Origin of the sequence: Aestuariivita boseongensis (assembly GCF_001262635.1) — a bacterium.
Classification (GTDB): domain Bacteria; phylum Pseudomonadota; class Alphaproteobacteria; order Rhodobacterales; family Rhodobacteraceae; genus Aestuariivita; species Aestuariivita boseongensis.
On the sequence record NZ_JXYH01000001.1, the window covers coordinates 173,633 to 199,607 of the forward strand.

General features: G+C 62.2%; 29 protein-coding genes and 1 tRNA gene. 15 read left to right on the top strand and 15 right to left on the bottom strand.

All coding sequences use genetic code 11. From position 1 onward, the window contains the following. The first annotated feature begins 82 nt into the window (after window positions 1-82). The 10 genes from TR61_RS00835 to TR61_RS00880 are packed head-to-tail and all read left to right on the top strand — an operon-like array spanning window position 83 to window position 9,011. Window positions 83-598 (top strand): TRAP transporter small permease, encoded by a 516-nt coding sequence (locus TR61_RS00835; RefSeq protein ID WP_050927634.1) that lies wholly within the window; start codon window positions 83-85, stop codon window positions 596-598. Between the two features lie 12 nt (window positions 599-610). After that, window positions 611-1,939 carry a TRAP transporter large permease gene (locus TR61_RS00840; RefSeq protein WP_050927635.1) on the top strand — a complete coding sequence of 443 codons (1,329 nt, stop codon included), beginning with the start codon at window positions 611-613 and terminating at the stop codon, window positions 1,937-1,939. Between the two features lie 10 nt (window positions 1,940-1,949). After that, window positions 1,950-3,257 carry a histidinol dehydrogenase gene (gene hisD / locus TR61_RS00845; RefSeq protein ID WP_050927636.1) on the top strand — a complete coding sequence of 436 codons (1,308 nt, stop codon included), beginning with the start codon at window positions 1,950-1,952 and terminating at the stop codon, window positions 3,255-3,257. Next, on the top strand, window positions 3,250-4,020 hold the full coding sequence (locus tag TR61_RS00850; RefSeq protein WP_050927637.1) for an SDR family NAD(P)-dependent oxidoreductase: 771 nt from the start codon (window positions 3,250-3,252) through the stop codon (window positions 4,018-4,020). The genes hisD and TR61_RS00850 overlap by 8 nt, the downstream gene beginning before the upstream one ends. After that, a complete protein-coding gene (locus tag TR61_RS00855) occupies window positions 4,017-4,997 on the top strand; it encodes an alcohol dehydrogenase catalytic domain-containing protein (RefSeq protein WP_050927638.1) in 981 nt (326 codons plus the stop codon). The genes TR61_RS00850 and TR61_RS00855 overlap by 4 nt, the downstream gene beginning before the upstream one ends. Window positions 4,998-5,009: 12 nt before the next feature. After that, window positions 5,010-5,300 (top strand): UxaA family hydrolase, encoded by a 291-nt coding sequence (locus TR61_RS00860; protein ID WP_050927639.1) that lies wholly within the window; start codon window positions 5,010-5,012, stop codon window positions 5,298-5,300. A gap of 11 nt (window positions 5,301-5,311) precedes the next feature. Next, entirely contained in the window at window positions 5,312-6,493 is a 1,182-nt protein-coding gene (locus TR61_RS00865) for a UxaA family hydrolase (protein WP_050927640.1), read from the top strand. Window positions 6,494-6,535: 42 nt separating this feature from the next. Beyond that, window positions 6,536-7,549 (top strand): Ldh family oxidoreductase, encoded by a 1,014-nt coding sequence (locus TR61_RS00870; RefSeq protein WP_082181780.1) that lies wholly within the window; start codon window positions 6,536-6,538, stop codon window positions 7,547-7,549. Continuing rightward, the gene (locus TR61_RS00875) at window positions 7,542-8,582 is read left to right on the top strand and encodes a YeiH family protein (RefSeq protein WP_050927641.1); all 1,041 of its coding nucleotides are present in this window, start codon (window positions 7,542-7,544) and stop codon (window positions 8,580-8,582) included. The genes TR61_RS00870 and TR61_RS00875 overlap by 8 nt, the downstream gene beginning before the upstream one ends. Before the next feature lie 21 nt (window positions 8,583-8,603). Continuing rightward, window positions 8,604-9,011, top strand: a complete 408-nt coding sequence (locus tag TR61_RS00880) for a universal stress protein (protein WP_050927642.1) — start codon at window positions 8,604-8,606, stop codon at window positions 9,009-9,011. On the opposite strand, the gene TR61_RS00885 is transcribed toward TR61_RS00880, so the two are convergent. The 7 genes from TR61_RS00885 to TR61_RS00915 form a co-directional block, all read right to left on the bottom strand. Beyond that, on the bottom strand, window positions 9,008-9,940 hold the full coding sequence (locus tag TR61_RS00885; RefSeq protein WP_050927643.1) for an AEC family transporter: 933 nt from the start codon (window positions 9,938-9,940) through the stop codon (window positions 9,008-9,010). The genes TR61_RS00880 and TR61_RS00885 overlap by 4 nt on opposite strands. Window positions 9,941-10,007: 67 nt before the next feature. Continuing rightward, complete coding sequence (locus tag TR61_RS00890) at window positions 10,008-10,808, bottom strand: MBL fold metallo-hydrolase (RefSeq protein ID WP_050927680.1); 801 nt, start codon at window positions 10,806-10,808, stop codon at window positions 10,008-10,010. After that, window positions 10,805-11,611 (bottom strand): TatD family hydrolase, encoded by an 807-nt coding sequence (locus TR61_RS00895; RefSeq protein ID WP_050927644.1) that lies wholly within the window; start codon window positions 11,609-11,611, stop codon window positions 10,805-10,807. Before TR61_RS00895 ends, TR61_RS00890 begins: the two co-directional genes overlap by 4 nt. Further along, window positions 11,608-12,744, bottom strand: a complete 1,137-nt coding sequence (locus TR61_RS00900; protein ID WP_050927645.1) for a DNA polymerase III subunit delta' — start codon at window positions 12,742-12,744, stop codon at window positions 11,608-11,610. The genes TR61_RS00895 and TR61_RS00900 overlap by 4 nt, the downstream gene beginning before the upstream one ends. A gap of 30 nt (window positions 12,745-12,774) precedes the next feature. Further along, window positions 12,775-13,404 carry a dTMP kinase gene (tmk, locus tag TR61_RS00905; protein WP_050927646.1) on the bottom strand — a complete coding sequence of 210 codons (630 nt, stop codon included), beginning with the start codon at window positions 13,402-13,404 and terminating at the stop codon, window positions 12,775-12,777. After that, window positions 13,401-14,579, bottom strand: a complete 1,179-nt coding sequence (locus TR61_RS00910; protein ID WP_050927647.1) for a D-alanyl-D-alanine carboxypeptidase family protein — start codon at window positions 14,577-14,579, stop codon at window positions 13,401-13,403. Before TR61_RS00910 ends, tmk begins: the two co-directional genes overlap by 4 nt. Window positions 14,580-14,595: 16 nt before the next feature. Beyond that, on the bottom strand, window positions 14,596-15,564 hold the full coding sequence (locus tag TR61_RS00915) for an SPOR domain-containing protein (RefSeq protein WP_050927648.1): 969 nt from the start codon (window positions 15,562-15,564) through the stop codon (window positions 14,596-14,598). A gap of 230 nt (window positions 15,565-15,794) precedes the next feature. Between TR61_RS00915 and TR61_RS00920 the strand changes: the two genes are divergently transcribed. Both TR61_RS00920 and TR61_RS00925 read left to right on the top strand, forming a co-directional pair. After that, a tRNA-Ser gene (locus tag TR61_RS00920) sits at window positions 15,795-15,884 on the top strand. Window positions 15,885-16,212: 328 nt separating this feature from the next. Continuing rightward, window positions 16,213-16,404, top strand: coding sequence for a CsbD family protein (locus TR61_RS00925; protein WP_050927649.1), 192 nt, complete (start codon window positions 16,213-16,215; stop codon window positions 16,402-16,404). A 158-nt stretch (window positions 16,405-16,562) separates the two neighbouring features. Here TR61_RS00925 and TR61_RS00930 read toward each other — a convergent pair whose 3' ends face one another. The 4 genes from TR61_RS00930 to TR61_RS00945 all read right to left on the bottom strand — a co-directional run bounded on the left by TR61_RS00930 (window position 16,563) and on the right by TR61_RS00945 (window position 18,733). Beyond that, on the bottom strand, window positions 16,563-16,823 hold the full coding sequence (locus tag TR61_RS00930) for a DUF7218 family protein (RefSeq protein ID WP_050927650.1): 261 nt from the start codon (window positions 16,821-16,823) through the stop codon (window positions 16,563-16,565). Between the two features lie 237 nt (window positions 16,824-17,060). Next, entirely contained in the window at window positions 17,061-17,516 is a 456-nt protein-coding gene (locus TR61_RS00935; protein WP_050927651.1) for a hypothetical protein, read from the bottom strand. Window positions 17,517-17,648: 132 nt separating this feature from the next. After that, a complete protein-coding gene (locus TR61_RS00940; protein ID WP_050927652.1) occupies window positions 17,649-18,269 on the bottom strand; it encodes a GNAT family N-acetyltransferase in 621 nt (206 codons plus the stop codon). A gap of 32 nt (window positions 18,270-18,301) precedes the next feature. Next, window positions 18,302-18,733, bottom strand: a complete 432-nt coding sequence (locus TR61_RS00945; protein ID WP_157440782.1) for a hypothetical protein — start codon at window positions 18,731-18,733, stop codon at window positions 18,302-18,304. Between the two features lie 34 nt (window positions 18,734-18,767). Between TR61_RS00945 and TR61_RS00950 the strand changes: the two genes are divergently transcribed. Next, complete coding sequence (locus TR61_RS00950; protein ID WP_050927654.1) at window positions 18,768-19,496, top strand: Crp/Fnr family transcriptional regulator; 729 nt, start codon at window positions 18,768-18,770, stop codon at window positions 19,494-19,496. A 79-nt stretch (window positions 19,497-19,575) separates the two neighbouring features. Then, complete coding sequence (locus tag TR61_RS00955) at window positions 19,576-19,758, top strand: NepR family anti-sigma factor (protein ID WP_050927655.1); 183 nt, start codon at window positions 19,576-19,578, stop codon at window positions 19,756-19,758. 155 nt (window positions 19,759-19,913) lie between these two features. Here TR61_RS00955 and TR61_RS00960 read toward each other — a convergent pair whose 3' ends face one another. Beyond that, complete coding sequence (locus tag TR61_RS00960) at window positions 19,914-20,576, bottom strand: potassium channel family protein (protein WP_050927656.1); 663 nt, start codon at window positions 20,574-20,576, stop codon at window positions 19,914-19,916. 3 nt (window positions 20,577-20,579) lie between these two features. Further along, a complete protein-coding gene (locus TR61_RS00965) occupies window positions 20,580-22,049 on the bottom strand; it encodes a TrkH family potassium uptake protein (protein WP_157440783.1) in 1,470 nt (489 codons plus the stop codon). Window positions 22,050-22,309: 260 nt separating this feature from the next. Here TR61_RS00965 and TR61_RS00970 point away from each other — a divergent pair, with 260 nt between their 5' ends. Continuing rightward, window positions 22,310-24,424 (top strand): methyl-accepting chemotaxis protein, encoded by a 2,115-nt coding sequence (locus tag TR61_RS00970; protein WP_172676912.1) that lies wholly within the window; start codon window positions 22,310-22,312, stop codon window positions 24,422-24,424. Between the two features lie 367 nt (window positions 24,425-24,791). On the opposite strand, the gene phoB is transcribed toward TR61_RS00970, so the two are convergent. Beyond that, a complete protein-coding gene (gene phoB / locus TR61_RS00975) occupies window positions 24,792-25,481 on the bottom strand; it encodes a phosphate regulon transcriptional regulator PhoB (RefSeq protein WP_050927681.1) in 690 nt (229 codons plus the stop codon). Next, window positions 25,481-25,975 (bottom strand): phosphate signaling complex protein PhoU (phoU, locus tag TR61_RS00980; RefSeq protein WP_082181781.1); only part of this gene is annotated, 495 nt, incomplete at its 5' end. The genes phoB and phoU, both read right to left, overlap by 1 nt.

Sequence of the window (25,975 nt, forward strand, 5' to 3'; positions counted from 1 at the left end):
CGACAGCTGACTTATTCACAAAAGACGCTGACGCTAGCGCCTGAACCGGTGGAAACACCGCGTGTCGGGACGGGAGGATTTTATGTCACGCTTTCTGAATGCACTGAACCAGAACGCCGAGAGGTGGGCGCTTTTGGTTTTTTACGTGATGCTCGTTGCGACGATGTTCATCGAAGTGGTGCGGCGTGAGCTGCTGTCCTATTCGTCCATCTGGGGCGAAGAGATCGTCCGGTATTCGTTTATCTATCTTGTCTGGATCGGCGCCGCGTCGGCGGTGAAGGAACGCGGGCACATCCGCATCGACGTGATCATGCAATATGTGGGCCCGCGGACCAAGGCGGTCCTGTATCTGTTTGGCGATTTCATCATGGTCATCGTGTCGGTGATCGCGCTTTATTATTCCTATGAGACGGTCCATGTGGCGGCCAAGTTCGGGTCGGTCACGGATGGTCTGCGGATCAGCCGCGTCTGGTTCCTGCTGGCGGTGCCCATCGGCTTTGCGCTGGTTCTGTTCCGTCTTGTTCAATCCATCATCCGCGACATCGGTGATCTTCGTGCGGGCCGTCCCGTCTACGAAGGCGACAAGCTGTTCGACTAAGGAGCTCACGCAATGCTTTGGAACCAACTTGACCAAACCGTGATCCTTGGATGGGACTTCTACGGCTCTGTCATTGTATTTGTCGTGCTGGTTGCGCTGGCGGTGCCTGTCTGGGCTTCCATCGGTGCGGCGGCGATCCTCATGCTGGTCTGGTCTGGCGCTCTGCCGCTGAGCCTGGTGGGGGAAAAACTGTTCACCGGCATCGACTTTTTTGCCCTGACCGCTGTGCCGCTCTTCATCCTGACCGGTGACGTTCTGGTGCGCACCGGCCTCAGTCGAAAATTCCTGGACGTTGCCGAAGCGCTGACGCAATTCGCCAAGGGCGGCTTCGGATCGGCCACGGTGCTGGTCTGCGGGATGTTCGCGGCGATCTCGGGCTCGGACGCGGCGGGGGCTGCGGCGGTGGGCCGGATGACCATCGACCGGCTGGTTGAAAGCGGATATCCGCGCCCCTATGCCTGTGCGCTGGTGGCGGCGGGGGCCTGTACCGGCATCCTGATCCCGCCGTCGATCGCCTATATCATCATTGGCCTTGTGCTGGGGATATCGGCATCGACCCTGTTCCTGGCAGCGCTTGTTCCGGGGATCGCGATCCTGCTGTCGATCCTGGCCACCAATATCATCATGAACCGGCTTTATGGCTGGGAGGGTGGCGGAAACGTCTCCATGGGCGAGTATTTCAGCCGCCTGTGGGCCACGCTGAAATCCGGCTGGTATGCCTTCCTCGTGCCCGGCATCATCTTCTATGGCATCTTCTCGGGTCGTCTGACGCCGACCGAGGCGGGGGCCGTGGCCGTGGTCGTGACCATCATCATGGGCTTCATCATCGGCACGCTGAAATTATCGGATTTCCCGGCCATGCTGGTCAGTTCGGCCAAGGTGAACGGTGTGATCGTGCCGATCATCGCCTTTTCGGCCCCACTGGCCGAAGCGCTCGCGATCATCGGTGTGCCGCAGGGCTTTGTCGCCGCCGCCACCTCGGTCAGCGATGAGCCGGTCATCATCATCCTGATGATGGTCTGTATCCTGATCGCGGCGGGCTGTGTGATGGAAACCACGCCCAACATCGTGATCCTGGCGCCGATCCTGAAGCCTCTGGCCGACAATATCGGCATGAACGAGATCCAGTTCTGTATCATGATGATCACCGCGCTGGGTGTGGGCTTCATTACGCCGCCGCTGGGTTTGAACCTGTTCGTCGTGTCCGGTTTGACGGGGGAATCGATCCTCAAGATCGCATACCGCGCCATTCCGTTCGTGTTCTTCATGCTCATCGTGACGCTGTTCATCGCGTATGTGCCAGCGATCTCGACGACATTCCTTCCTGAGATCTACCAATAAGGTAACTGTTATGGCGAGAGACTATCTGAAAAAGGCCAAGCTGCACGCGCGCAGCGATGCTTCTGAAACGCGCGAGATCGTGCGCGGTATTCTGGATGATATCGAGGCGGGCGGAGACGAGGCGGCGCTGAAATATGCCGCGAAGTTCGACCAGTACGAGGGCGACATCCTGCTGACGCCCGAGGCGATCGAGGCCGCGAAGGCCCTGGTGCCGGAAAAGCTGCGCCGGGACATCGAGTTCAGCCACGCCAACGTCAAGAAATTCGCCGAAGCGCAGAAAGCCACCGTGTCGGATTTCGAGGTGGAGGTCGTGCCGGGCCTGATCGCGGGCCAGAAGGCGATCCCGGTGCATGCGGCGGGCTGTTATGTGCCCGGCGGCCGCTACAGCCATATCGCAAGTGCGATCATGACGGTGACCACGGCCAAGGTGGCTGGGTGCAAGAACATCGTGGCCTGTTCGCCGCCGCGCCCCGGCGTGGGGATTGCGCCTGCGATCATCTATGCCGCGCATGTTTGCGGTGCGGACAAGATCCTCGCCATGGGCGGCGTGCAGGGTGTGGCCGCGATGACCTTTGGTCTGTTTGGTCTGCCCAAAGCCAACATCCTTGTGGGCCCCGGCAACCAGTTTGTGGCCGAAGCCAAGCGGATGCTCTTTGGCCGCGTGGGCATCGACATGATCGCCGGGCCGACCGATAGCCTGATTTTAGCCGACAGCACGGCTGACCCGATGGTGGTGGCAGCCGACCTCGTCGGTCAGGCCGAGCATGGGTACAACTCGCCCGTGTGGCTGGTCACCGATGACCGCGCGCTGGCCGAGGAAGTGATGCGCCTTGTGCCGCTTTTGATCGACGATCTGCCAGAGGTGAACCGCGACAACGCCACTGCGGCCTGGCGCGACTATGCCGAAGTAATCGTCTGCGGCGACCGTGAGGAAATGGCCGCCTGCTCCGACGATTACGCGCCCGAGCACCTGACGGTGCAAGCTGCGGATCTGGATTGGTGGCTGAACCGGCTCTCCTGCTATGGCTCGCTTTTCCTTGGGGAAGAAACCACCGTGGCCTTTGGCGACAAGGCGTCGGGCACCAACCACGTGCTGCCCACATCCGGTGCGGCCAGCTATACCGGTGGTCTGAGTGTGCATAAGTACATGAAGATCGTCACCTGGCAGCGCGCCACTCGCGAAGGGGCCAAGCCTGTGGCGGAGGCCACCGCGCGGATTGCCCGTCTGGAAGGGATGGAAGGCCATGCACGCACGGCTGATATCCGTCTGAAGAAGTACTTCCCGGATGAAACTTTCGACCTGACGGCAGATGGCTGACACCGCACATATCCCTGACCTGTTCAGCCTGACAGGCCGCGTGGCCTGCGTGACCGGGGCCAGTTCTGGCCTTGGTCGGCAGGCGGCGTGCGCTTTGAGCGGGGCAGGGGCGCGTGTGGTGGGCGTCGCCCGCAGGCGGGAGGCTTTGGATGGGCTGTGCGCTGAATTGGGCGACAGCTGCGCGGCTGTGGATGCCGATGTGGCGGATCGCGATGGTTTGGCGGAGACAGTACGCCGGATTTCCGAACCCTTCGGTGCGCCGGATATCCTGATCAATGCAGCCGGTCTCAATACCCGCGAGGCAGCGGATGATGTTACCAATGACGGCTGGGACGCCACATTGGCCATCAACCTCAGCGCGCCGTTTTTCCTGGCCCAAGCCATGGTGCCTGCCATGCGCGCGAAATGCTGGGGGCGGATCGTGAATTTTGCCTCTCTCCAGTCCTTCCGCGCGTTTCCCGGCGGCATCGCTTATGGCGCAACCAAAGGCGGCGTGGCGCAGATGACCCGCGCCATGGCCGAAGCGTGGTCGCGGGACGGGATCACCGCCAACGCGATCGGGCCGGGGTTTTTCCCCACCGAGTTGACGGCAGCGGTCTTCAATGACGAGGAACGCGCCGCCCGCAACGCGGCGCAAACCTGCATCGGGCGCAATGGGCGGCCCGAAGATATGGACGGCCCGCTTCTCTTTTTCTGTTCGGACGCGTCCGGCTATGTGACGGGTCAGATCCTGATGGTGGACGGGGGGTTCACAGCCAAATGAAGGCGCTTGTCTATACCGGTGTGGAAGCGATGGAATATCGCGATGCGCCCGATCCTCAGGCCTCTGGCGGAGAGGTCATGATCCGCGTGGAAAGCGTAGGCATCTGCGGGTCGGACATGCATGCCTATCTGGGCCATGACGACCGCAGGCCAGCCCCCCTGATCCTGGGCCATGAAGCCGCGGGCGTGATCACCGAAGGGCCCCGCGCCGGTGAACGGGTGACGATCAACCCGCTGGTGACTTGCGGGGCGTGCCCTGCCTGCACCTCCGGCCGCGAGAACCTGTGCCCCACACGCCAGATAATCTCCATGCCGCCGCGCGAAGGGGCCTTTGCGCAATATGTGACGATGCCGGAAACCAATCTGGTCACAGTACCAGACGCGATCAGCCTGGACGTTGCTTCATTGGCAGAACCGCTCTCGGTCAGCTGGCATTCGGTGCGTCTGGGCCTTGCTGCCCTGCATCCTGCCGATGAACGGCGCGCCGTGGTGCTTGGCGGGGGCGCGATTGGGCTGGCGGCGGCACTCGCGCTCAAAGCTATGGGTTGCAGTGACGTGACGATTGCCGAGCCGAACCCTGTGCGCCGCGCCTACCTGAATGACCGCTGCGGTGTGATGGCTGTCGAAAAGGCCCACACCGCCGCCCCGCTGGTGATCGACGCAGTAGGATTTGCCGCCACGCGCGCCACAGCCTCCGCCCTGGCCACGCCCGGTGGCGTGATCGTGCATATCGGTCTGGGCGAGGACACAGGTGGCCTTGACGTGCGGCGCATGACGCTGCAGGAGATCACCTTTATCGGCACCTATACCTATACCGCGCAGGATTTCCGTGACTGCGCGCAAGCCATGTTCGACGGACGGCTGGGACCGCTTGACTGGGCCGAAAACCGCGCCCTTTCAGACGGCTCTGCCGCCTTCGCCGACATCCGTTCGGGACGCACCGCCGCCCCGAAGATCATTTTGAAACCGCATGCCTAAGGAGAAAACCAAATGGCTGAAATCCCTCACCTTCTCGTCCATGAACACGATGATAACGTGGGTGTGGTCGTCGTCGAGGGGCTGACCGCCGGCACAGATATGCTGTGCTGTGTCACGCACGACAACTCCACCTTCCGTCTGACATCGGGCGCCGATGTGCCGATCGGTCACAAGATCGCGCTCAAAGACCTCAAGGCGGGCGATACCGCGATCAAGTACGGCGAAGATATCGGCAAGATCATCGCCGACATCCCCAAGGGCGCGCATGTGCACACCCATAACTGCAAAACGAAACGCTGGTAAGGAGCACCGCAATGGCATCGAAATATTCCAACATGACGGTCAAAGCCTACCGTCGCGAGAATGGCCGCGTGGGCGTGCGCAATCACGTCGTGATCCTGCCGGTCGACGACATCTCGAACGCTGCTTGTGAGGCGGTGGCCAACAACGTCAAAGGCACTCTGGCGATCCCGCACGCCTATGGCCGTCTGCAGTTCGGCGAAGATCTGGAATTGCATTTCCGCACGATGATCGGCACCGGGTCGAACCCGAACGTGCATTCGGTCGTGGTGATCGGGATCGAACCTGGCTGGACCAAGCGCATCGCCGATGGCATCCGCGAAACCGGCAAGGAAGTGGCCGAGTTTTCCATCGAACAGAATGGTGACTTTGAAACCATCCGCCGTGCCTCCTGGGCGGCGAAGGATTTCGTACACAAGGCCACCGAAGTGCAGCGGGAAGAGTGCAATATCTCTGAGCTGTGGGTCTCGACCAAATGCGGTGAGAGCGACACCACCACCGGTCTGGGCTCCTGCCCGACAGTCGGCAACATGTATGACAAGCTGCTGCCCGAAGGCATCACCGGCTTCTTTGGTGAGACATCGGAAATCACCGGGGCCGAGCATATCTGCCAGAAACGCGCCATCAATGAAGAGGTGGGCGAGCGTTGGTACAAGATGTGGAAAGCCTATCAGGATGACGTGATCTTTGCGCACCAAACCGATGACCTGTCTGACAGCCAGCCCACCAAAGGCAATATCGAAGGCGGTCTGACCACGATCGAGGAAAAAGCGCTGGGCAACCTCGAAAAGATCGGGCGCACCTCGCAATATATCGACATCCTTGATCCGGCCGAACAGCCCAAATCGGGCAATGGTCTTTATTTCATGGACAGCTCCTCGGCCGCGGCTGAATGCGTCACGCTGATGGCGGCGGGCGGTGCGGTGATCCACACCTTCCCCACCGGTCAGGGCAACGTGGTGGGCAACCCCATCGTGCCGGTGATCAAGATCACCGCGAACCCGCGCACCGTGCGGACGATGGCTGAGCACGTGGATGTGGACGTCTCCGGCATCCTGCGCCGCGAGATGACGATTGATGAGGCAGGCGATGCGCTGATCGAGATGATCTGCCGGACCGCCAATGGCCGCAACACCGCTGCCGAAGCGTTGGGTCACCGGGAATTCTCGATGACCAAGCTCTATCGCAGCGCGTAAGTCACACGGCGGGCGGCCCTTCGGGGTTGCCCGCTTTCGCCCATGTCGCAGGAAAAAGAAAACATATCGCTTGAGGCCGCCCGTGCGTTGATGCGCCGGGCGTTTGAAGCGGCTGGCGTGCCGGAAGCCAGCGCGCGGTCGGTGGCCGATGCCCTGGTCGCGGCTGAGGCCGAAGGGCAGGTCGGCCACGGGTTTTCGCGCCTGTCGGACTACGTGGCCCAGGTGCAAAGCGGCAAGGTGAACGGATCGGCTGTGCCCACGGCACAGAAAACAGGCGCGTCTGCGGTGACGGTGGATGCGCAGCACGGCTTTGCCTATCCGGCGATGGATCTGGCTATTGAAACCGGCGTCGCCATGGCGCAGGAGACAGGTTGCGCCGCGATGTCGATTACGCGGTCCCATCATTGCGGCGCGCTCTCGATCCAGGTGGACAAGATCGCCCAGGCTGGGCTGATCGGCTTGATGGTCGCCAACGCGCCCGCCGCGATTGCGCCCTGGGGATCAAATGTGCCGCTTTACGGCACCAACCCCATCGCCTTTTCCGCCCCCCGCAAAGATGGCCCGCCACTGGTCATCGACCTGTCACTGTCGCGCGTGGCACGCGGCAAGGTGATGAACGCCAAGAAAACGGGCCAACCCATCCCCGAAGGCTGGGCGCTTGATTCCGAGGGCAACCCCACGACCGATCCCGACGCAGCGCTTGCCGGCTCCATGATCGCAATTGGGGAGGCGAAGGGGACAGCCCTTGCCCTAATGGTCGAAATCCTTGCCGCCGCGCTGACCGGGGCGCAATTCAGCTCCGAGATGTCGTCCTACTTCAGCGCAGATGGCCCGCCCCCCGGTTCGGGTCAATTCCTGCTCGCGATCAAACCGGGCGACGGGCCGGGTTTTGCTGCCCGGATCGAAGCTCTGCTCGGTCAGATCGCAGCGCTGGAGGGCGCACGGATCCCCGGCACCCGCCGGATCGCCGCGCTGGAGCATGCCCGCGCCCATGGCATCGACGTACCGGTGCAATATCTGCACATCGCCCGAGAACTGGCCGGAGACGATGGCTGATCCCGCGGCCTCAGGTCCGGAACCGCGCGGGTTTGAGAGACTGGCCGACAGGGCAGGCGATCTCTTCCCGGGCCTTCTGGTTGCCGCCATCATTGCATTGGCGAGCCAATTCGTGGCCGAACACTACGGCGCGCCCGCGATGTTGCTGGCGCTTCTCTTCGGGATCGCGCTGAACTTCCTTGGCAGTGAAACCCGCGCGCGTCCCGGCATTGATTTCGGATCCCGCCAGATCCTGCGTCTGGGCGTGGCCTTTCTGGGCGTGCGGATCACGGCGGATATGCTCGATATCCTGGGCTGGCAGGTCATTGGCCTTGTGGTGGGCGGTGTGGTGCTGACCATCGCCTTCGGCCTGATCTTCTCGCGACTTTTTGGCTTTCGCTATCGCTTTGCGTTCCTGTCGGCAGGGGCTGTGGCGATCTGCGGGGCGTCTGCCGCGATGGCGATCGCCGCGATCCTGCCCAAGGACGAGCGCTCGGAAGAGCGGCTGATCTTTACCGTCGTGGGCGTAACGCTGCTGTCGACGGTGGCGATGATCCTCTACCCCGTTCTGGGCGATGTCATCGGCTTTGATGATCGCACCACCGGCATCTTCATCGGCGCCACGGTCCATGATGTGGCGCAGGTGGTGGGCGCGGGCTATTCCGTCAGTCAGGAGACCGGCGACACCGCCACGCTGGTCAAACTGCTGCGCGTCGTGATGCTGGCCCCCGTGGTTCTGCTGGCAGCCCTTGTCATCCGCGCCTGGGTTGGGGCTGCGGGAGAGGGCGAGAAGCCTCCGCTGGTTCCGGTCTTTGTGCTGGGGTTCATCGGCCTCGCAGCCCTCAGCACCGCAGGCCTTTTGCCTGAGCTTGTCAAAGACACCCTGTCCGAAGCCTCGCGCTGGCTTTTGTTGATGGCCATCGGATCGGTCGGCATGAAAACCATGCCCAAAGACATTCTGAACGTGGGCTTTGCGGCTGCGATGTTCCTTCTGGCAGAAACCGCCTTTCTTGCAGTTTTCATTGTTGTCGGGCTGAACCTTCTGGCCCCATGACCCCCCCATAAGGAGAGAATTATGTATTCAAATATCCTCATCCCCGTGGCGCTGGATCACGAAGATGTCCTGCCGCGCAAGATCGAAACGGCCCGGCATCTGCTGGCCGAAGGTGGGACGATCACCCTTCTGAGCGTGCTGGAAAGCGTGCCGGGTTTTGTCAGCGAATTCGTTGATATGAAGCCGGAAAACCACCTGACGGCCAAGGTGAAAGCCAAGCTGGACGAGGCTGCAGGCGGCGCGGAGAATATCCAGACCGATGTGCAGACAGGCAAAGCCGGTGTGGTGATCGCGCGTTATGCGGCGGAGAAGAAGATGGACATGATCATCGTGGGCTCGCACAGCCCCGGGCTGCAGGACTATTTCCTGGGCTCCACCGCCGCCCGCGTAGCCCGGCGCGCGCCCTGTTCGGTGCTGATCATCCGTTAACCCAGCAGGGCGAGCCAGCCCCAGATCGTGACAATCGATAGGACTGTCGCGATCAGCACCGAAGATGCTGCGACTCGCCGTGCGCGGCCATAAATATTGGCAAAGATATAGGCGTTGAACCCCGGCGCCATGGCCGCGGTCAGCACGGCGGAGCGGAAGAGGTCATCGGGGACATCAAGGCTTGTGCCCATGCCCCAGGCGATGGCGGGATGGATCAGAAGCGAGATCGCGCAGACCATGAAAATAGTGCGCAAATCGCCTTCGGGCCGGTATTGCACCAGCACGCCGCCCAAGGCGAAAAGCGCACCGGGCAAGGCAGCAGCGATGATCAGGCTGAGCGCGTCATCGATGGCGCCCGGCAAGCTCCACCCGGTGATGTTGAAGAGAAAGCCCAAAGCGATGCCCAGGATCAACGTGTTGGAAAACATCGCTTTTCCGACTGCGGTGATCAGCTCGCCGCCGCTTTTGCCGCGGTTGCGCACAATCTCCATTGTGGTGATACCCAGCCCGTAACAGAAGGGCGAATGCAGCGCGACGATGGCGAAGTTGCCCACAAGGTTCTCCGGCCCATAGGCGCGCTCTGTGATCGGCAGGCCCAGAAGGACAGTGTTGGCGAAAAGACAGCAAAAACCGATGGCGACGCTGTCTTCCCAGTCGCGTTTGAAAAGCGTGCGCGCCCCGAGGATCCCCAGCACGAAACAGGCCGCTGACCCGGTGTAGAAAGAGATCAGCAGGCGTGGATTGAAGCTGGCGCCGAGGTCCAGATTGGCGATGGCGGCAAAAAGCAGACAGGGGATCGCGAAGCCCTGGGTGAACTTCATGATCCCGTCGATATGGGCATAGGTGAAAAACCCCGCCCGCGTCGTGGCATAGCCCGCGCCGATCACCAGAAAGACCGGCAGGATTACGTCGATCAGTGCTTGCAGCATCGGGTGATCCGCTCTGCGGCTGGCTTGGGTGTGGGGTATTTAGAGCCAGAAAGAAGCAGGAGGGGCCTCACAGATCGACCGTGATGACCATGCCGTCATAGGCGGGGGTGATGTGATCGGCGGTTTCGTTGTGCACGGTCGCGTAGTCGAGGTCGATATGCATATTGGTCAGGACCGCGCGTTTTGGGGCCACCTGGTCGATCCAGCCAAGGGTTTTTTCCAGATGCGCATGGGTCGGGTGGGGCGTGCGGCGCAGGGCGTCGACGATCCAGACATCGAGGTTTTCGAGCGCGGGCCAGGCATCATCGGGGATCTCGGCCACGTCGGGCAGATAGGCGACGTCTCCGATGCGGAAGCCAAGGCTTTCAATGGAGCCGTGGTCGACCTCGAACGGGGTGAAGGGGATGGGGCCGCCGGGGCCGTCCACCTGGAACGGACCCGAGATGGTTTTCATGTCGAGGATCGGCGGGTAGGGGGAGCCTTCGGGTTGGACGAAGGCATAGCCGAACCGGGAAAACAGCGCGTTTTGCGTGTCGCCATCGGCCCAGACGGGCAGGCGGGCGCGCATGTTGAAGACGATCATCCGCAGATCGTCGATGCCGTGCACATGATCGGCATGGGAATGGGTGTAGACCACGCCATCGAGCCGCCCGGTGCCCGTGTCCAGAAGCTGGCTGCGCAGGTCGGGGGAGGTGTCGATGAGGACCGTAGTGGTGCCATCCGGCCCATCGCGTTCCACCAGCATCGAACAGCGGCGGCGGCGGTTTTTGGGGTTTTCGGGATCGCAATCGCCCCAATGGCCGCCCAGGCGCGGTACCCCGCCCGATGAGCCGCAGCCAAGGATGGTAAAGCGCATCTGACCGCTCATGCCGCAGCCTGCCATTGGGTGACTTTGGTGAAGAGCCGGTCGAAATTGGCCTGCGTTTGCGCGGCGAAGGCAGGGTAGTCCATGCCGAAGACCTCGGCCCCCACGCGGGCGGTGTGGGCGACATACGCCGGCTCGTTGCGCTTGCCGCGATGGGGCGGCGGTGCGAGGTAAGGCGCGTCGGTTTCCACGAGGATCCGGTCGACCGGGGCGGCAGCGAAGATATCGCGCAGTTCCTGGGAGCGGGGGAAGGCGGCGATCCCGGACATCGAGAGGTAAAACCCCAGATCAAGCGCGGCCTTGGCCAGTGCGGCGGTCGAGGAAAAGCAGTGCATGACGCAGGTATAGGCGCCGTTTCTATATTCTTCGGAGAGGATCTGGGCCATGTCGTCATCGGCGTCGCGGGCGTGGATGATCAGGGGCAGGCCGGTTTCCCGCGCCGCGGCGATGTGGATACGCAGCGAGGTTTGCTGCACCTGCGCGCTCTCGGCGGTGTAGTGGTAATCGAGTCCCGTCTCGCCAATGCCCACCATTTTGGGGTGACGGGCAAGGGCAATCAATTCATCTACTGTCGCCAGAGGCTCATCAGCGGCGCTCATCGGGTGGGTCCCGGCGGCGTAAAACACCGGCGCGTGGGCCTCGGCCAAAGCACGGACCTGCGGTTCCAGCCGCAGCCGCGTGCAGATCGTGACCATGCGCGTAACGCCAGCCTCGGCCGCGCGGGCGATGACGTCGTCCATCTGCCCGTCGAAATCGGGGAAATCGAGGTGGCAGTGACTGTCGGTGATCTGGGGTGTTGGGCTCATGTCGGTGCGAGTTGTGCCGTCTTTGCGATACTGAAAACCGTATCTAGGACAAGGGCGGCAGGGTCAAGGTTGACCGCCAGACCATGGCGCGCACGGGACGAGATATGTGCCGCCGTATCCGCCCAGGCGCGCGCGGCGCGCGCATCGGGAGCGAGACGGGCGAAGGTGTCGCCTTCTCCGGGGGCTGCATCGGGCAGGGGCTGGCCTGCCGCACCGGCGCGGGCCAGGCGTGTCAGCGCCAGGTCCAGCAGATCAAACAGCAGCGCCAGCCGGTCCGCATTGCGCGGGCCCGCGACGCTGTCGGCCAGCGCGCGGGCGCGGGCGCGGTCGAATTGGGGCAGCGTGGCCAGCAGCGTGACCAGATCGGCATAAAGCGTCAGACCGTCCAGATGGATGAGCCGCAGCGCGGTGCCCACCGATCCGCCCGAAAGCTGGGCCAGCGCCTGCGCTTCGGCCCCTTCCACGGGCGCGCTGCCTGCCTGTTCCAGCGCGGCGGCCATATCGGCGGGCGACAGAGCATTCAGGCGCAGCGTCCGGCAGCGGGAGCGGATCGTGGGCAGCAGGCGCGAGGGCTGGTGTGCGATCAGCAAAAGCGTGGTGTTGGCGGGCGGTTCTTCCAGCATTTTCAGAAGCGCGTTGGCGGCTTGGGTGTTCATTTCGTCCGCCGCATCTACGATCACCACGCGTCGCCCGCCATCAGTGGCCGACAGGCCAAAGAAGCTATTCAGCGCGCGGATATCCTCGGCCCGGATCATGTCTGACAGCCGGCCTGTATCGGTGAGCGACCGGGTGACCGTTTTCAGACCCGGTTCTGCCCCCGCGCGGATGCGGCGGGCCACGGGGTGTTCCGGGTCGATCTGCAGCGTACCGGGCGGGGGCGGGGCGCCGAACATGTCGTCATCCTGCACCACGGGCGTCGCCAGCAGGAAGCGCGCGATGCGATAGGCCAGCGTGGCCTTGCCCACGCCCTTGGGCCCGGTCAGCATCCAGCCGTGATGCATCCGGCCCGACGCGAAGGCGCGCAGGAATTCTGCCTCGGCCGCTGCCTGTCCGATCAAGCGTTCGGTGTCGCGCGGATGGGGCGCGCCTGCGGTCTGGTCGGGGCTTGGGCCGTCTGGATCGGGTGTGCTCATGATGTGGGTGTAGCAGGCCGCGCGCCGGGATCAAACCGCCAGCTGCGCCTCGGCAACGGCGCGGACATCGGCGGCGACGGTCTCCATATCGCGTGCGCCGTCGATCACGTGGAAACGGTCGGGAAATTCGCGGGCCAGATCAAGGAACCCGGCGCGCATCCGTTCCTGTAGATCTGCGCCGAAGTCTTCGAACCGTTCTTCGGTGCCCTTGCGCGACAGGGCGCGGTTCAGGCCAAGGTTCGGGTCCATGTCGATCAGGATCGTCACATCGGGTTCGCGCCCGATCATCAGCTTGTGCAACTGGTCGACAATCCCGCGCAGATCGCCGCGGCTGAGACCCTGATACATGCGCGTGCTGTCAGCGAAGCGGTCGCAGATCACGATTTTGCCCGCCGCAAGCGCCGGTTCGATGACCCGCTCCAGATGGTCGCGACGGGCAGCGGTGAACAGCAGGATTTCCGTTTCTGCCGACCAGCGGTCGGGATCGCCTTCCAGCACCAGCGACCGGATCTCTTCCGCGCCGGGCGATCCGCCGGGTTCGCGCGTCAGGATCGCGTCATGGCCGGACGCCACAAGCGCTTCATGCAGCAAACGGGCCTGGGTGGATTTCCCGGACCCGTCGATGCCTTCGAATGTGATGAACAGACCTTTCCGGCTCACATCGTGGTCTCTGGGCCGTTGACGATCTTGTCCAGCAGCTTGGTCGCTGCAGTGGTTACGCGCACCATGAACCCGCCCGGACCCACCGCGCTTTCGGCCACCAGCGGCACGCGCACTTCCGGCAGGCCTTCGGGTGAAAAGACCAGTTCGCCCAGTTGCTGACCGGCTTCGACCGGGGCCTGCACCGGGCCGCGATAGACGACTTCGGCCTCGATCTTGTCGCCGCCCAGAACCGGCACGAGGGTGGTGATATCCTCGGCCACGACCAAACCTACCGACGGCTGGGCTCCCATCCAGACCTCGGCGCTGGCGAGGCGGGTCCCGGCACTGACAAGTTGCGCTTGGGTAAATTGACGAAACGACCAGTTAACGATGGCCTCGGCCTCCTCTGCCCGGGCGCTGGCGGTATCAAGCCCCGAGATCACGAAGATCACCCGCCGGTCACCCTGTTTGGCCGATCCCACAAGGCCATAGCCGGCCTCTTGGGTGTGGCCGGTCTTCAGGCCGTCGGCACCGATCCCAAGACCCAGAAGCGGGTTGCGGTTGGTGGTGTTCTGCGGCGCGCGCCCGTCAAAGGCAAACTCGCGTTCGTTGAACAGCGGATAGAATTCCGGGAAATCCTCAATCAAGCGTTCGGCCAGAATGGCCAGGTCGCGCATCGACATGCGGTGGCCGGCGGCGGGCCAGCCGGAGGAATTCATGAAGGTCGAATTTTCCATTCCCAGCTGTGCGGCGCGCTGGGTCATCATGCGGGCGAACCCGGCCTCCGTCCCGTCGGGGCTGAGTGCCTCGGCAATCACGACGCAGGCGTCATTGCCCGACATCACAATGATACCGCGGATCAGGTCTTCGACGCGCACGCGGTCAGTGGTGTCCAGAAACATGGTCGAGCCGCCAAATGACATGGCGTGTTCCGACACCGGCAGTTGTTCATCCAGAGACAGACGGCCATCGCGCACCGCCTCGAACGCCATGTAAAGCGTCATCAGCTTGGACATCGACGCGGGCGGCAAAGGTTCGGTCGCGTTTTTCGACAAAAGTACCGTGCCTGTCGTCTGATCCACCACATAGGCCGAGGTCGCGCGCGTCTCAAACGCGGCGGCGGGCAGGGCGAGGGCGCAGGCCAGAAGGGCCGCGCCGATCAGACAGGAAAGCGCCGGCAGGGGCTGTCTCATAGTCAGGCTCCGTTACTTAGTTCGTGACCGCATAGGCGTCCGAGAAGCCCACCTCTTTGATCTTGCGCATGAGCGAAGCGCGCTCGGACGAGGACCGCGCGGGGCCGACGACAACGCGCCAGAACGGCTTGCCGTTTGCCGATTGCGCATAGACCGTGGGCACCATGCCCGCGCTGCGCATCATGTCGGCGGTGCGGTTGGCGTTTGCCTCCACGCTGAAGATCCCGATCTGCACATAAGGCTTCGACAGCGGCGATGCCACCCGGGTTGGCGCAGGCGCGGGTGAGGGAGCGGCGGCGGGCGCAGGGGCAGGGACCGCGGCCGGGCTTTCCAGCGCGGCGGTTTGCACGGCACTTTCCACCGGCGGCGTCGCGCCTACGGTCGATGCGGCGGTTGCCTCTGCCACGGTGCCTTCATCCAGGGCGGCCCCGGCCGCCGTGATGGGATCAAGCGGCTCTGCAGTGATCTCTTCGGCGCTTTGCACCATGTCCACGTCTTCGGGCGGCAGGGCGTCCGGCACTTCTTCGCGGCGCAGCGCGGTCACGTTCAGCTCAACCGGCGCTCCGGCCAGCATGCCAAGAGCGGCGGCTGCATCCGACGATGTCTGCAGGCGCGGACCCGGAATGTCGCGTTCGCGGCGGAACAGCGCACCGATGACGAATTTGCCGTTGGCGGAATTGCGGATGATAACGCGCTCGGGCTCGGCCACATCGGGATGCGCGACCCAGACACCGCCCAGCGACGGGCGCCCGTCCCAAAGGCCCGCTTCGGTGACCTGAAAGACCTCGGGCGCCTCGACATCGCGTTCAATCAGCCGTGTGGCGGCGGGCGCTGCTGCCGAGGAAACCTCGTTCACATCCTGTTGTTTCGGTTGGAGAAAACTCAAACCCTCCGGCATGTCTTCGCATCCCGCCAAAAGCAGCAGGGCCAGACCCAGCCCTGTGGCGCGAGTGGTCAGTCTGTGCCCCACGCGATCATGTGTCATAAGCGTTGCCCCTTGCCTGTTACCGCGGCGTATTCATACGCTCTGCGCCCCGCCTGGACCTTGGATTGCGGGGATACTGCCTAATTGTTTTGTGGCAGAATAGCCTTTGCAGGGCGTCATGGGAAGCGTCCGCGTGGCGGATCGGCAAGTTTCCCCAATCTGGCCTGGGGTTTTCCCCTTGCCTGGGCCGGTGGCTGCCCCTAAACCCGTGCCGCGGATGACCGGCAACCGGGGAGGTGGCAGAGTGGTCGAATGCGGCGGTCTTGAAAACCGTTGGGCGTGAGAGCGTCCCCAGGGTTCGAATCCCTGTCTCCCCGCCAGCCCTGTGCGCCTGCACCGCCGCACATTTCCCTGGACAGAATAGGGCACGCAGGCGCTGTCAGCGTTCTTGTGGTTGCAGGCAGCAGATACACGCGCGCCATGTTTGAGGTGCTTTGCAGGGCGTCGTTGAACATCGCATGCCGTTAACCCATTTCCGGTAATCCGGGGCAGGGATCGGGCATCACATTCGCTGTCATTCGCCACCATGCCGCCGCCACCTCACGTGCGGTGTCCTGAGAAACCTTTGCCCGGAAACTCGGAAATAGTTGGAACAATCCGCCGTGCCGCGCGTTTTGCCAATGAACCATAACCAAAGGAGGTTCCGTTATGAATTGGGACGAAATCAAAGGCAATTGGCGTGAATTTTCCGGCAAGCTGCGCCAGAAATACGGCGAGCTGACCGATGACGAGGTCGAGCAGGCGAAAGGCAGCCGCGACAAGCTGCTGGGCCTGATCCAGCAGAAATACGGTAAGACCAAAGAAGAGGCCGAGCGCGAGCTTGACAAGCTGGCCGCCTAAAAAGCCCCAAAAAACAAAAAAGCACCGGCCTTCTGGCCGGTGTTTTTTTGCCTTTTGGCAAGATCTTAATGTGGCGGAGACGTTTCCATGTCCGGCTCATCGGACAGGCCGTTCACAGCCCGACCGCGCAGATCACCGCCCACGCGTTCCGTTCCAAGTCAATTGCGCAAGGCGTCGATCAGCTCGTCTTTTGTCATGTCCGATCGCCCCTCGATCTCAAGCTCTCGGGCGCGCTTCATCAAGTCATCTTTTGTCCATTCCTCATAAGGCGGCGCTTTGCCACCCTTTTCAGAGGGCGACATCCCGTCATCCGCCTGAGCGTTGGCGATCGCAGCCGCCTTGCCTTTGTCATACCCCTTGTCGCGAAGTGCTTCATAGGTCTCGTCATCTTTCACCGATGGTCCATGGTCTTTCGTCATGTGAACGCTCCTTTTCGCCCATCAACGCAGATCCGGCCGCACAAGTTCCCTCCGAGCTGTGCACCACAGGCCGATCGGGTGCCGCAGTATGGCCGTGGATCTGCAGCGGCTGAGGGCAAAGAAGCGACCACAAGCGACGCAAGGGCAAACATCTGCCGCGAAACCGGGGGCCGATATGACCGCGCACAAAAAAAGGGCGGCTGATCCGCCGCCCTTTCCTTTTATTTTGAGGCCTTGTCAGAACAAGGTGACTGTCACGCGGCCACCCGCGTCACGCACGCCGCTTGAGGTGGCTTTGGTTTTCAGCTCGGCCAGGCTGGTGTCCAGCATGATGCGGTTCTCCATCAGCGTCACGTTGCCCGGCTGTACGGCCACCACCAGCGTGTCTGCTGGAATGGCGCTTTCATCGGCCAGTTCCACCACCAGCTCGGGGTTCCCGTTTTCGCTGGTGTCCACGTTGGTGATCACACCGATAACGTCGCCGGCGATCGTCGACATCACTTCGCCGCGCGAGTTGGCCAGCGCGATGAAAGTGTCGCTCGACATGGCGATCGACTTGTCGTCGAACTCGGCCATACCGTTGTTGATGCGGGTTGCATCTTTTTCCCAGTGCCATTGAGTATCGGCAAGGGCGACGCCCGGGATCAGCAGTGCGGCTGCGGTTACGGTGTTCAGAATACTCTTACGTGTCATTGACAGGCTCCTTTCGTTTGTCTGTCTTGCACCAACAACGCCTCGGTCGCCCTCAGGTTTCATGCAAAAGCAACAAACCTCAGGATTCTTGCCTCACGATGTCTTGAGCCGCCAGAAAGGCGATGGCGCTGGTCAGCTTGTCTCAGCACCTGAGCCGGACATCTCCGACAGCGGGATTTCAAACTCCACCTCGCCATAAGACAGATGCTCGCGCAAACCGTCATAGCTGCGCAGAAGGTGAAGCATTGCGTGGTTTTCCGCATGCACAATCCCGGTCAGCACCTCGATCCCGTTGCGGCGTGCATGGGCGGCCAGCGCGTCAATCAACAGGCGTCCCGCGCCCTGGCCCTGGAAGTCATCCACAACTGTAACGGCGGCCTCTGCGCGCCTGCCCCCGGGGCTGAGCCTGACAAAGCGCGCCAGCCCCACGGGAAGGAAGAACGTCCCGTTCTCCTCGGCCAGGGCGCCGATGGCCACGTGATCCTGATCCTTGTCATTTATGATTTGCGCGATTTCCGTTTCGCTCAGATGCGCGCGCGTCGACATGAAGCGCAAAAAAACCGAGCGGTCTGACAAATGCGCAAACCCGTCCTCTATCAGCTCCCGGTCTCCCCGCCGGATCTCTCGCAAGATAACGGTGCGTCCAGAGGCCAGAATGCCTCTGCACGGCAGCCGGCATCCAACGGCGCTGCACAAGGGCAGTCCAGCGGCGGGCCCATCGCTTTCACTGCTGCTGTCGGACTTGCCGGCCACGGCTCATGCCTTTTCCCAAACGGATACACGCGTCACTGCTCCGGCGTATCGGCCATCAACATGAGCAGGGCCGCCCCGAACTCGTTCATTGTATAGGGTGGAGGTAGAAAAACCCAGGTTTTCATCGGGTCAGCGACAATCCGTTCATGCAGCGCCAGAACCCGGACAATTGATACCGATTGCGCGAAATTGCCCAGTTCATCAGACGTCGCGTTCAGGATGGCGATATGGCGATGACCTTCATGTGCCGACAGCTGCTGCTGCGCATCTTGCAGCGTGGACACCAGGGTGATCGTCATCTCTTCCACCAGCTCTGCCAAGATGTCGGCAATATCCTCGGCGATCACCGCGTTGCGTTCCAAAACCGTAAATCTCCAACTCATGAAGCCTCCGTCGCCCAATAAAATTGGGCCTTTTGCGCGTTTTTTCCGGTCCGCGATGCAACGATTGGCGCGTTCACGCATTAAACTGTGACATAGGAATCGTAAGGGAAATCAGATGGCGACCGATTGCACCAATTGCCCGCTGCGCCGGAAAGAGGCGTTCGTCGACATGTCCGATGACGAAGCGCAATACATGAAGCGCTTCAAGGTCGGAGAGCTGAAAGTGGAGGCCGACACACCGATCCTGAGCGAAGGATCGAACGCACCACAGCTCTACACCGTTCTGCGTGGCATGGGCGTGCGGTACAAATTGACCAGGGACGGACGGCGCCAGGTGATCAATTTCGTGTTCCCGGGCGATTTCCTGGGGCTGCAGGCCGGTGTGATGAAAGAGATGGGGCATTCGGTCGACTCCGTCACCCCGATGACACTGTGCGTGTTCGATCGCAGCAAGATCTGGCAGCTGTTCCGGGACAAACCCGAACGTGCGTTTGATCTGACCTGGCTTGCCTCGGTCGAAGAGCATTTTCTGGGCGAAAGCCTGCTGACCATCGGACAGCGCGACGCGATGGGCGCGATCAGCTGGGCCTTGGCGCGCATTGCACAGCGCGGACATGCGCTGGATCTGATCACGAACGGCGCCATGCCCTTCCGGTTTCGCCAGCAGGATCTGGCGGATGCTTTGGGTCTGTCGCTGGTCCATACCAACAAGACCCTGCGCCGCCTGCGCGAACAACAGATCGTCACGTGGTCCGAAGGCCGGTTGCATATCCATGACCCCGAAAAGCTGGGCGAAATGGGCGGCGTGGACATCTTCACTCCCGTGGCACGCCCGCTGATCTGAACCCTGCAGCGCTTGCGTTCTGCTTTCGGGTCAATAGGCTGCAAGGGCCGAAAGGGATATCAGGTTCGAAAGAGGCGTCATGGCGCGCAAACGCAATCCGCACATGGAACGGGAAATCGACCGAAATCTCAAACGTGCCTTTGATGAGGTGGCAAGCGAACCCTTGCCAGAGCGGTTCACGAACCTGCTGGAACAGCTCCGCGCACAGGACGCATCAGAGACGGACGATACCGACCAGGACGGAGCGAGGGACGTCACCTGACCGGCGCAACAACGTTTTCGCCCGGGCCCGCCTCGAAAGGAAAGAGGCCTGCGCGGTCTTGATCGAGGCCAAGACGATATCCTGCCAGTCTCTGCCGCACCTTGCGCGGCCCTGATCTTCGTTGAAATCGGGCCGTCTTTACGCTCGACCCGTCATCACTCCGTATCGTCGGATGTGGCGAAAATCTCTCGCAACGCCTCTGCGGCATCGGCGGTGGCGACGAAAAACAGATGATCGCCCGCGCGCAGCGTCACGTCCGTATCGGCAAATGTTTCCGTGTCCTCTCCCGAATACGCCACCGCGCGCGCATCCTCAGGCAGGTCAAGCTTGCCGATTGCCGTGCCGTCCAGGGACTGCGGGACTGCATGATTGACAAAGCGCAGCTCGCGATGCAGCGCCATTTCCGTCTCAACCTGGCTGTCGTCCACCAACGCGGAATAGATGGACCGCGCAACGCTTTCATGCGGGGCAATCACGTCGCTTAGGTCCAGCTCCTCTGCGACCGACAACAATTCGGTCCTGACGATCTGCGGGATCACGCGCTTGTATCCCACAGACCGGCCCACAACTGCGGCCAGGACGTTCACATCATCCGCATTGGTCAGCACGACCAGCGCATCCGACCCGTCGCCATAAGCATCGCGCAGGGTTGAAGGCAGCGTGCCATCGCCGCAGATCATCGCGCAATCCAGGTCATCCGACAGCGCATCCAGCCTGTCGCGATCCTGATCGATCAGAACCACCTCGTGGCCCGCGTCGATGAACTGGCGCACGGTGGCCACGCCAAAGCGCGACGCGCCAAGTACGGAAATATGCATCGTCTACCTCCTTGATATCCAGGTCGAGGGCAGCACCAGCGCAATCAGCGCGAAGAATTCCAGCCGCCCCAAAAGCATTGCCGCAATGGCCATCACTTTCAGCCAGTCTGCCAGATCAGGTCCGATCACCCCGGCCGAATGACCAACGGCCGACAATGCCGAAACCGCATCGAACAACGCCGCCATCGCCGGGTAACCGCCCGCATAAAGCGCGGCCCAGAAGATCAGGGCCGCCGCAAGATAGATCGCCAGAAGTGCGGCTGAAAACAGGATCGCCTCGGCATCTGCGCGCCGCGCGCCGATTTTCAGATGCGACACCGCCCGGTCGGGCAGACGCAGGCGCAGGAAAATCAGCGCCACCATGCGCATCAGCATGGTCACCCGCGCGGTCTTGATCCCCCCGGTGGTCGAACCGACATCGCCGCCGAACATCATCGCGACGATCAGCACAAGGATCAGCGGGCTTGCCGGCAGAATCGGCGCGCTGGAAAACCCCGCCGTGGTCTGCGCGCTAAGCTGGTTCAGCACGCCGGCGATCATGGCCCGCGGCTCCCAACCGTTCAGCAGTATATGTCCCAGCCCGTAAATCAGACCACCCCCCAGCAGAATGCCCAGCGTCGCAAGTACCGTGCCGCGCCTGAGCGCCTCGCGCAGGCCCAGTTTCCAGGCCACGGGGTAAAACAGAAGCGACACCGCGGTCGCCACGCTCAGCATTATTGCAAAGATCTGCGCAGCCAGAGAATAATCTGCAAGGCTGTTATCACGCGGGCTGAACCCACCGGTAGAGACCGCCGACAGCGCCACCATCGGCCCTTCCCACCAGCCCGGAAAAAGCGGGATGGACAGGGCGACGCCAAAACCCGTCAAGGCACCGTATCCCATCAGGATCAGCCGTGCCTTTGCCCGTGCCGACGCAGCATAATCCGTGCCGCTCACCGATTGTTCGCCCAGCACCCGGGCCGCACGTCCGGCATCCATCAACAGCGCAACACCCGCCACCGCGACCACCACACCGCCGCACCATTGCAGCCAAGAGCGCAACAGATGCCCCGCAATGGGCCAGCTTTCGGCGGATGTGGCCACGCTCAGACCTGTCGTCGTGATGCCCGACACGGCCTCGAACAGCGCATCCAGCGGGGAAAGCCCCAGCACGATAAAGCCGGGGATTGCCAGAACTGCCGACAGCACAAAGATCAGCGCAAGGCTTGCCACAGCCTCGATCCGGCGCAGGGCGATGTCCCTGTTTACGCCTTTCAGCGCCAGGCCCATGGCGATCGCAAACGCGGCCGGTAACAGCAGGCTGATTGCCAGGGGAAACTGCCGCTCGGCCAGTGCCGCGACACCGGGCACGGCAACGGGCAGCGCCACAACCGGCGCGTGGCGGCCAAGCGTCTCGGCCACCACCGGGACACGCGCACGCACGGCGGCCGCGGCCTGTCCACGCCGCGCGAATTCGGGGCTCCGTCCACTCATGGGCGACCGGGTCCGGGGAAAGCGGCTGAGACAGCCGGATCTGTGTTCATGGCTGCGCAACGCATGCCGCAGCGATTTGTTCCCCTTATCATGCCTCTGGGCGCGAAATTCCAACGTGTTCACCGTTTGAAAAGGGTTCGCACCTAATGTCCGCCACCAGGATCGCGAGCGGGATCCGTTCTTGGGAACAGGTGGATATGGGCATGACGGACATGAACCAACAGGCGCAAACAAAAAGCGCCATCCTTGAAAATCTTTCTATGCCGGTACTGATACGCGCGGGCTATGGCCTTTTGATCGCGCTTATCCTGGCATCACTTCTGGGCAGTTTCTATTCTCTCTCCCGGATCGGGCATGAGCTTGGGACGTTCAAGGACTCCTCCAACAATTCCGAAATCATCGCCGCAGTCGCCGAAGACCTGTTTGAAGCGCGGCTGGCCGCGGCAGAGTACGGATTGACAGCGGATCCCGGTATCGGGGTGGTGGTCGAATCCAACCTGAACGAGATACTGCAGGAACCCGGTCTGGCCGATGCCTTGTCCGGGGTAAGCCAGGGCCGCCTGCTGCAAGAGCAGATCTTGACCGGCACCGAACAATTGCAGGCCAGTTTCAACGCATTGGTCGCACAGACAAGGTCGCTGGCCGGCATGTCGGATCAACTCGAAGCACAAAGCTTTGAAACAGTCGCCTTGCTTGAGCAGGCGGCCGAACAATCCCTGTCTGCGGGCAAGACGATCCTTGCGCAGCGGGCCAATGCCGCGCTGAAAGAGGTGCAACTTGGCAAGTTCAAATCCTACCGTTTCGTAACCACCGGCAACCCAAGCCTGCTTGCCGAAGCGGCCACCCATTTCGAGCAGGCACAGGAACAGCTTGAGCTTTTCTCACTTGAAGTGTTTCACGATGTGGCGCGCGATACAGCGACCACGATTGTGGATCTGGTCTCGCAGATGCAAGCCGCCCTGCCCAGGTTGGAAGAGGCGTATGAAACCCGCAAAGAACTGATCGACATCGGGCTGGGCGCGAACGGCCTGGCGCTACAGGACACGATTGAAGCAATCCTGGATGATCTTTTGGACAAACAAAGCGCAGCCGGTCTGTATGCTGTCGATACAGCCGAACTCACCCAGTCCGCCTCATTGCTGGCGGGCGTGGTGATTGCCCTGATTGCAGCACTTGTTGCTGTCGTTGTCACTCGCGTCGTGACCGCACGGATCCGGGGCCTGGCCGACAGAACCGACGCGCTGGTCAATGGTGATCTGGAGATCGACATTCCCGGTCAGGACCGGTCGGATGAAACCGGCAGGCTTGCCCGCGCCCTGGTCGTGTTCAGAAACAACCGGCGGGAAGCCGTGCTTCAGGAAGAACGGGAAGCCCAGGCTCAGAAGGATCGCGAAGCGGTCGTCACCGCGCTTTCCGATGGGTTGGCCCGGATGTCGAACGGTGATCTGGACGTGCGCATGACCCAGACACTCGCCCCGGATTTTGAGACGCTGCGCTATGATTTCAACGCCACCGCCGAACAGCTGTCGCAAGCCTTTTCTGATATCGTGGAGCAAACCGCGAGCATTCAGGACGGTGCGGCGAACCTGACCTCTGCCGCCGATGATCTGGCCCGCCGCACTGAAGGTCAGGCCGCAGCACTGGAGGAAACCGCGGCCACGATCGTACAGCTGACCCAAAGCGTGGGCGAAACCGCGACGGGCACCGACAAGGCCAATGACTTCGTGAAGACCACCCGTGCCTCTGCCGAGAATAGCCTGACGGTCGTTGCCTCTACGCTGGAGTCGATCAAGAAAATCCAGGCGACGTCGAACGAGGTGTCGCAGATCATCGGCGTGATCGACGATATCGCCTTCCAGACCAACCTTCTGGCCCTGAACGCGGGCGTGGAGGCCGCGCGCGCCGGTGCGGCTGGGCAGGGCTTTGCCGTTGTCGCCTCCGAAGTACGCGCGCTGGCGCAACGCTCCAGCACCGCCGCGAAAGAGATCAAACAGCTGATCGAAACCTCGGTCAGTCAGGTGAATGAAGGCGTGGTCAAGGCCGATGAAACCGGCGAGGCGCTCAACAAGATCGTCGGCATGGTGGGCGAAATCAGCGATCTGATGGCCACCATCTCGGCTGAAACGTTGTCGCAATCCGAAGGATTGAAGGAAATCAACGCGGCCGTGTCTCACCTCGATACTGTGACGCAACAGAACGCGGCCATGGTGGAGGAGACGACCGCCGCCAGCCACGAGCTGACCCATAACGCCCGGGCGCTGAATAAAATCACCGGCGCCTTCAAGGTCGGAAACAGCGGGTCTGCCGGACGCGTCGATTTTTCATCGGAAACCGCGCTGGACGAGGATTGGATCGCCGCACAGCACGCCGGTTAAAGCTTTGACCCCCAGCCGCATGGTGAAAACAGTCACCTGCTGTATGGCTGGAAATCTGCGCAGCGGCCTCAGCGGGCCGCTGCTTTGACCTGGAAACCTTGGGGCGGACCTTGTGTTCGGGCGGGTCGCACAGGGACGCAGCCTGGATTGACGATTGGGCCAAGCTTGACCTGCGGCCCATCGCACCCGGACAATGTTCGGCCTTGTTTTGATCGTCGGTGTCGCGGCAAGGGCGGCTTGGTTTGTGGCGCGAGTCTTTCTGAAGGTGTTTGAAAGATCACAACTCATCCGGGCATGCTTTGGGTGACGGCACGCATTGTCCGAACGCCTCCTCTCAGGCATCCGTCGTATCTGAACGGCCTACAGATCAGCCCAGGGCGTAACCCGCGCCGCGCACCGTGCGCAGCGGATCGTCGCCACCATGTTTGCACAGGGCTTTCCGCAACCGTCCGATATGTACATCCACCGTGCGGGTGTCGACATAGATGTCGCGCCCCCAGACACGGTCCAGCAGCTGTTCGCGGCTCCAGACCCGGCCGGGTTTCTCCATGAAGGTGCTCAGCAGCCGGAACTCCGTCGGCCCCAGTTTCAGGTCCTGACCGCCGCGCGTCACGCGATGGGTTTCACTGTCCAGCACGATATCATCGAATTCCAGCCGCTCCCCCACGGTAGAGGGCCGTGCGCGGCGCAGTTGCGTCCGCACCCGCGCCATCAACTCGATCACCGAATAAGGTTTGACGACGTAATCATCCGCCCCGGTTTCCAGGCCGCGCACCCGGTCAACCTCTTCCGACCGGGCCGAGAGCATGATCACCGGAATGCGCCGCAATTCGGGGCGCATCTTGATCCGGCGGCAGACCTCGATCCCAGACACGCCGGGCAGCATCCAATCCAGCACGATCACGTCGGGGGCCTGCTCTTCAACCTGCAGAAGGGCCTCGTCACCATCGGCGGCCTTGATGACGCGAAACCCCTCGGCTTCCAGATTGTACGAGAGCACCTCGCGCTGGGCGAGTTCATCTTCAATAACCAGAACGGTCGGTTGGTCCACCGCCATCATACACCTGTTTCTGCCGTGGCCAGAGGCGTGGTGTCCCCCTTGGGCCGGTCATCATCGGGCGTCTGCCCCGTCACCATATAGATCGTCTGTTCCGCAATTGTCGTCGCATGATCGCCCGCGCGTTCGATGTTCTTGGCGATGAAATGCAGATGCATCCCGGTGGCGATGTTGCGGTGATCTTCCATCATATGGGTCAGCAGGGCGCGAAACAGCATGTTGTACATCTGGTCCGCCTCGCGGTCGCGTTCAAATACATCGCCCGCCAGATCGGTATCATGCTGAATATAGGCATCGAGCGCATCCGAAATCATCCGGATCACGAACTGCGTCATCTGCCGCAGCGATCCGATGGATCCGTTGATCTTGCTGCTGCCCGCCAGAACCGGCGTGCGTTTCGAGATGTTCTTGGCATAATCGCCGATCCGTTCAAGGCTGCCGCTGATCGCCATCACACTCAGTACCAGCCGCAAGTCAATCGCCGTGGGCGCGCG

What these genes read in the sequence shown, in the direction of transcription:
- TR61_RS00835 (WP_050927634.1), top strand. Translation starts at nt 83, where the DNA reads ATGTCACGCTTTCTGAATGCACTGAACCAGAACGCCGAGAGGTGGGCG.
- TR61_RS00840 (WP_050927635.1), top strand. Translation starts at nt 611, where the DNA reads ATGCTTTGGAACCAACTTGACCAAACCGTGATCCTTGGATGGGACTTC.
- hisD (WP_050927636.1), top strand. Translation starts at nt 1,950, where the DNA reads ATGGCGAGAGACTATCTGAAAAAGGCCAAGCTGCACGCGCGCAGCGAT.
- TR61_RS00850 (WP_050927637.1), top strand. Translation starts at nt 3,250, where the DNA reads ATGGCTGACACCGCACATATCCCTGACCTGTTCAGCCTGACAGGCCGC.
- TR61_RS00855 (WP_050927638.1), top strand. Translation starts at nt 4,017, where the DNA reads ATGAAGGCGCTTGTCTATACCGGTGTGGAAGCGATGGAATATCGCGAT.
- TR61_RS00860 (WP_050927639.1), top strand. Translation starts at nt 5,010, where the DNA reads ATGGCTGAAATCCCTCACCTTCTCGTCCATGAACACGATGATAACGTG.
- TR61_RS00865 (WP_050927640.1), top strand. Translation starts at nt 5,312, where the DNA reads ATGGCATCGAAATATTCCAACATGACGGTCAAAGCCTACCGTCGCGAG.
- TR61_RS00870 (WP_082181780.1), top strand. Translation starts at nt 6,536, where the DNA reads ATGTCGCAGGAAAAAGAAAACATATCGCTTGAGGCCGCCCGTGCGTTG.
- TR61_RS00875 (WP_050927641.1), top strand. Translation starts at nt 7,542, where the DNA reads ATGGCTGATCCCGCGGCCTCAGGTCCGGAACCGCGCGGGTTTGAGAGA.
- TR61_RS00880 (WP_050927642.1), top strand. Translation starts at nt 8,604, where the DNA reads ATGTATTCAAATATCCTCATCCCCGTGGCGCTGGATCACGAAGATGTC.
- TR61_RS00885 (WP_050927643.1), bottom strand. Translation starts at nt 9,940, where the DNA reads ATGCTGCAAGCACTGATCGACGTAATCCTGCCGGTCTTTCTGGTGATC.
- TR61_RS00890 (WP_050927680.1), bottom strand. Translation starts at nt 10,808, where the DNA reads ATGAGCGGTCAGATGCGCTTTACCATCCTTGGCTGCGGCTCATCGGGC.
- TR61_RS00895 (WP_050927644.1), bottom strand. Translation starts at nt 11,611, where the DNA reads ATGAGCCCAACACCCCAGATCACCGACAGTCACTGCCACCTCGATTTC.
- TR61_RS00900 (WP_050927645.1), bottom strand. Translation starts at nt 12,744, where the DNA reads ATGAGCACACCCGATCCAGACGGCCCAAGCCCCGACCAGACCGCAGGC.
- TR61_RS00910 (WP_050927647.1), bottom strand. Translation starts at nt 14,579, where the DNA reads ATGAGACAGCCCCTGCCGGCGCTTTCCTGTCTGATCGGCGCGGCCCTT.
- TR61_RS00915 (WP_050927648.1), bottom strand. Translation starts at nt 15,564, where the DNA reads ATGACACATGATCGCGTGGGGCACAGACTGACCACTCGCGCCACAGGG.
- TR61_RS00925 (WP_050927649.1), top strand. Translation starts at nt 16,213, where the DNA reads ATGAATTGGGACGAAATCAAAGGCAATTGGCGTGAATTTTCCGGCAAG.
- TR61_RS00930 (WP_050927650.1), bottom strand. Translation starts at nt 16,823, where the DNA reads ATGACGAAAGACCATGGACCATCGGTGAAAGATGACGAGACCTATGAA.
- TR61_RS00935 (WP_050927651.1), bottom strand. Translation starts at nt 17,516, where the DNA reads ATGACACGTAAGAGTATTCTGAACACCGTAACCGCAGCCGCACTGCTG.
- TR61_RS00945 (WP_157440782.1), bottom strand. Translation starts at nt 18,733, where the DNA reads ATGCGTGAACGCGCCAATCGTTGCATCGCGGACCGGAAAAAACGCGCA.
- TR61_RS00950 (WP_050927654.1), top strand. Translation starts at nt 18,768, where the DNA reads ATGGCGACCGATTGCACCAATTGCCCGCTGCGCCGGAAAGAGGCGTTC.
- TR61_RS00955 (WP_050927655.1), top strand. Translation starts at nt 19,576, where the DNA reads ATGGCGCGCAAACGCAATCCGCACATGGAACGGGAAATCGACCGAAAT.
- TR61_RS00960 (WP_050927656.1), bottom strand. Translation starts at nt 20,576, where the DNA reads ATGCATATTTCCGTACTTGGCGCGTCGCGCTTTGGCGTGGCCACCGTG.
- TR61_RS00965 (WP_157440783.1), bottom strand. Translation starts at nt 22,049, where the DNA reads ATGAGTGGACGGAGCCCCGAATTCGCGCGGCGTGGACAGGCCGCGGCC.
- TR61_RS00970 (WP_172676912.1), top strand. Translation starts at nt 22,310, where the DNA reads ATGCCGGTACTGATACGCGCGGGCTATGGCCTTTTGATCGCGCTTATC.
- phoB (WP_050927681.1), bottom strand. Translation starts at nt 25,481, where the DNA reads ATGGCGGTGGACCAACCGACCGTTCTGGTTATTGAAGATGAACTCGCC.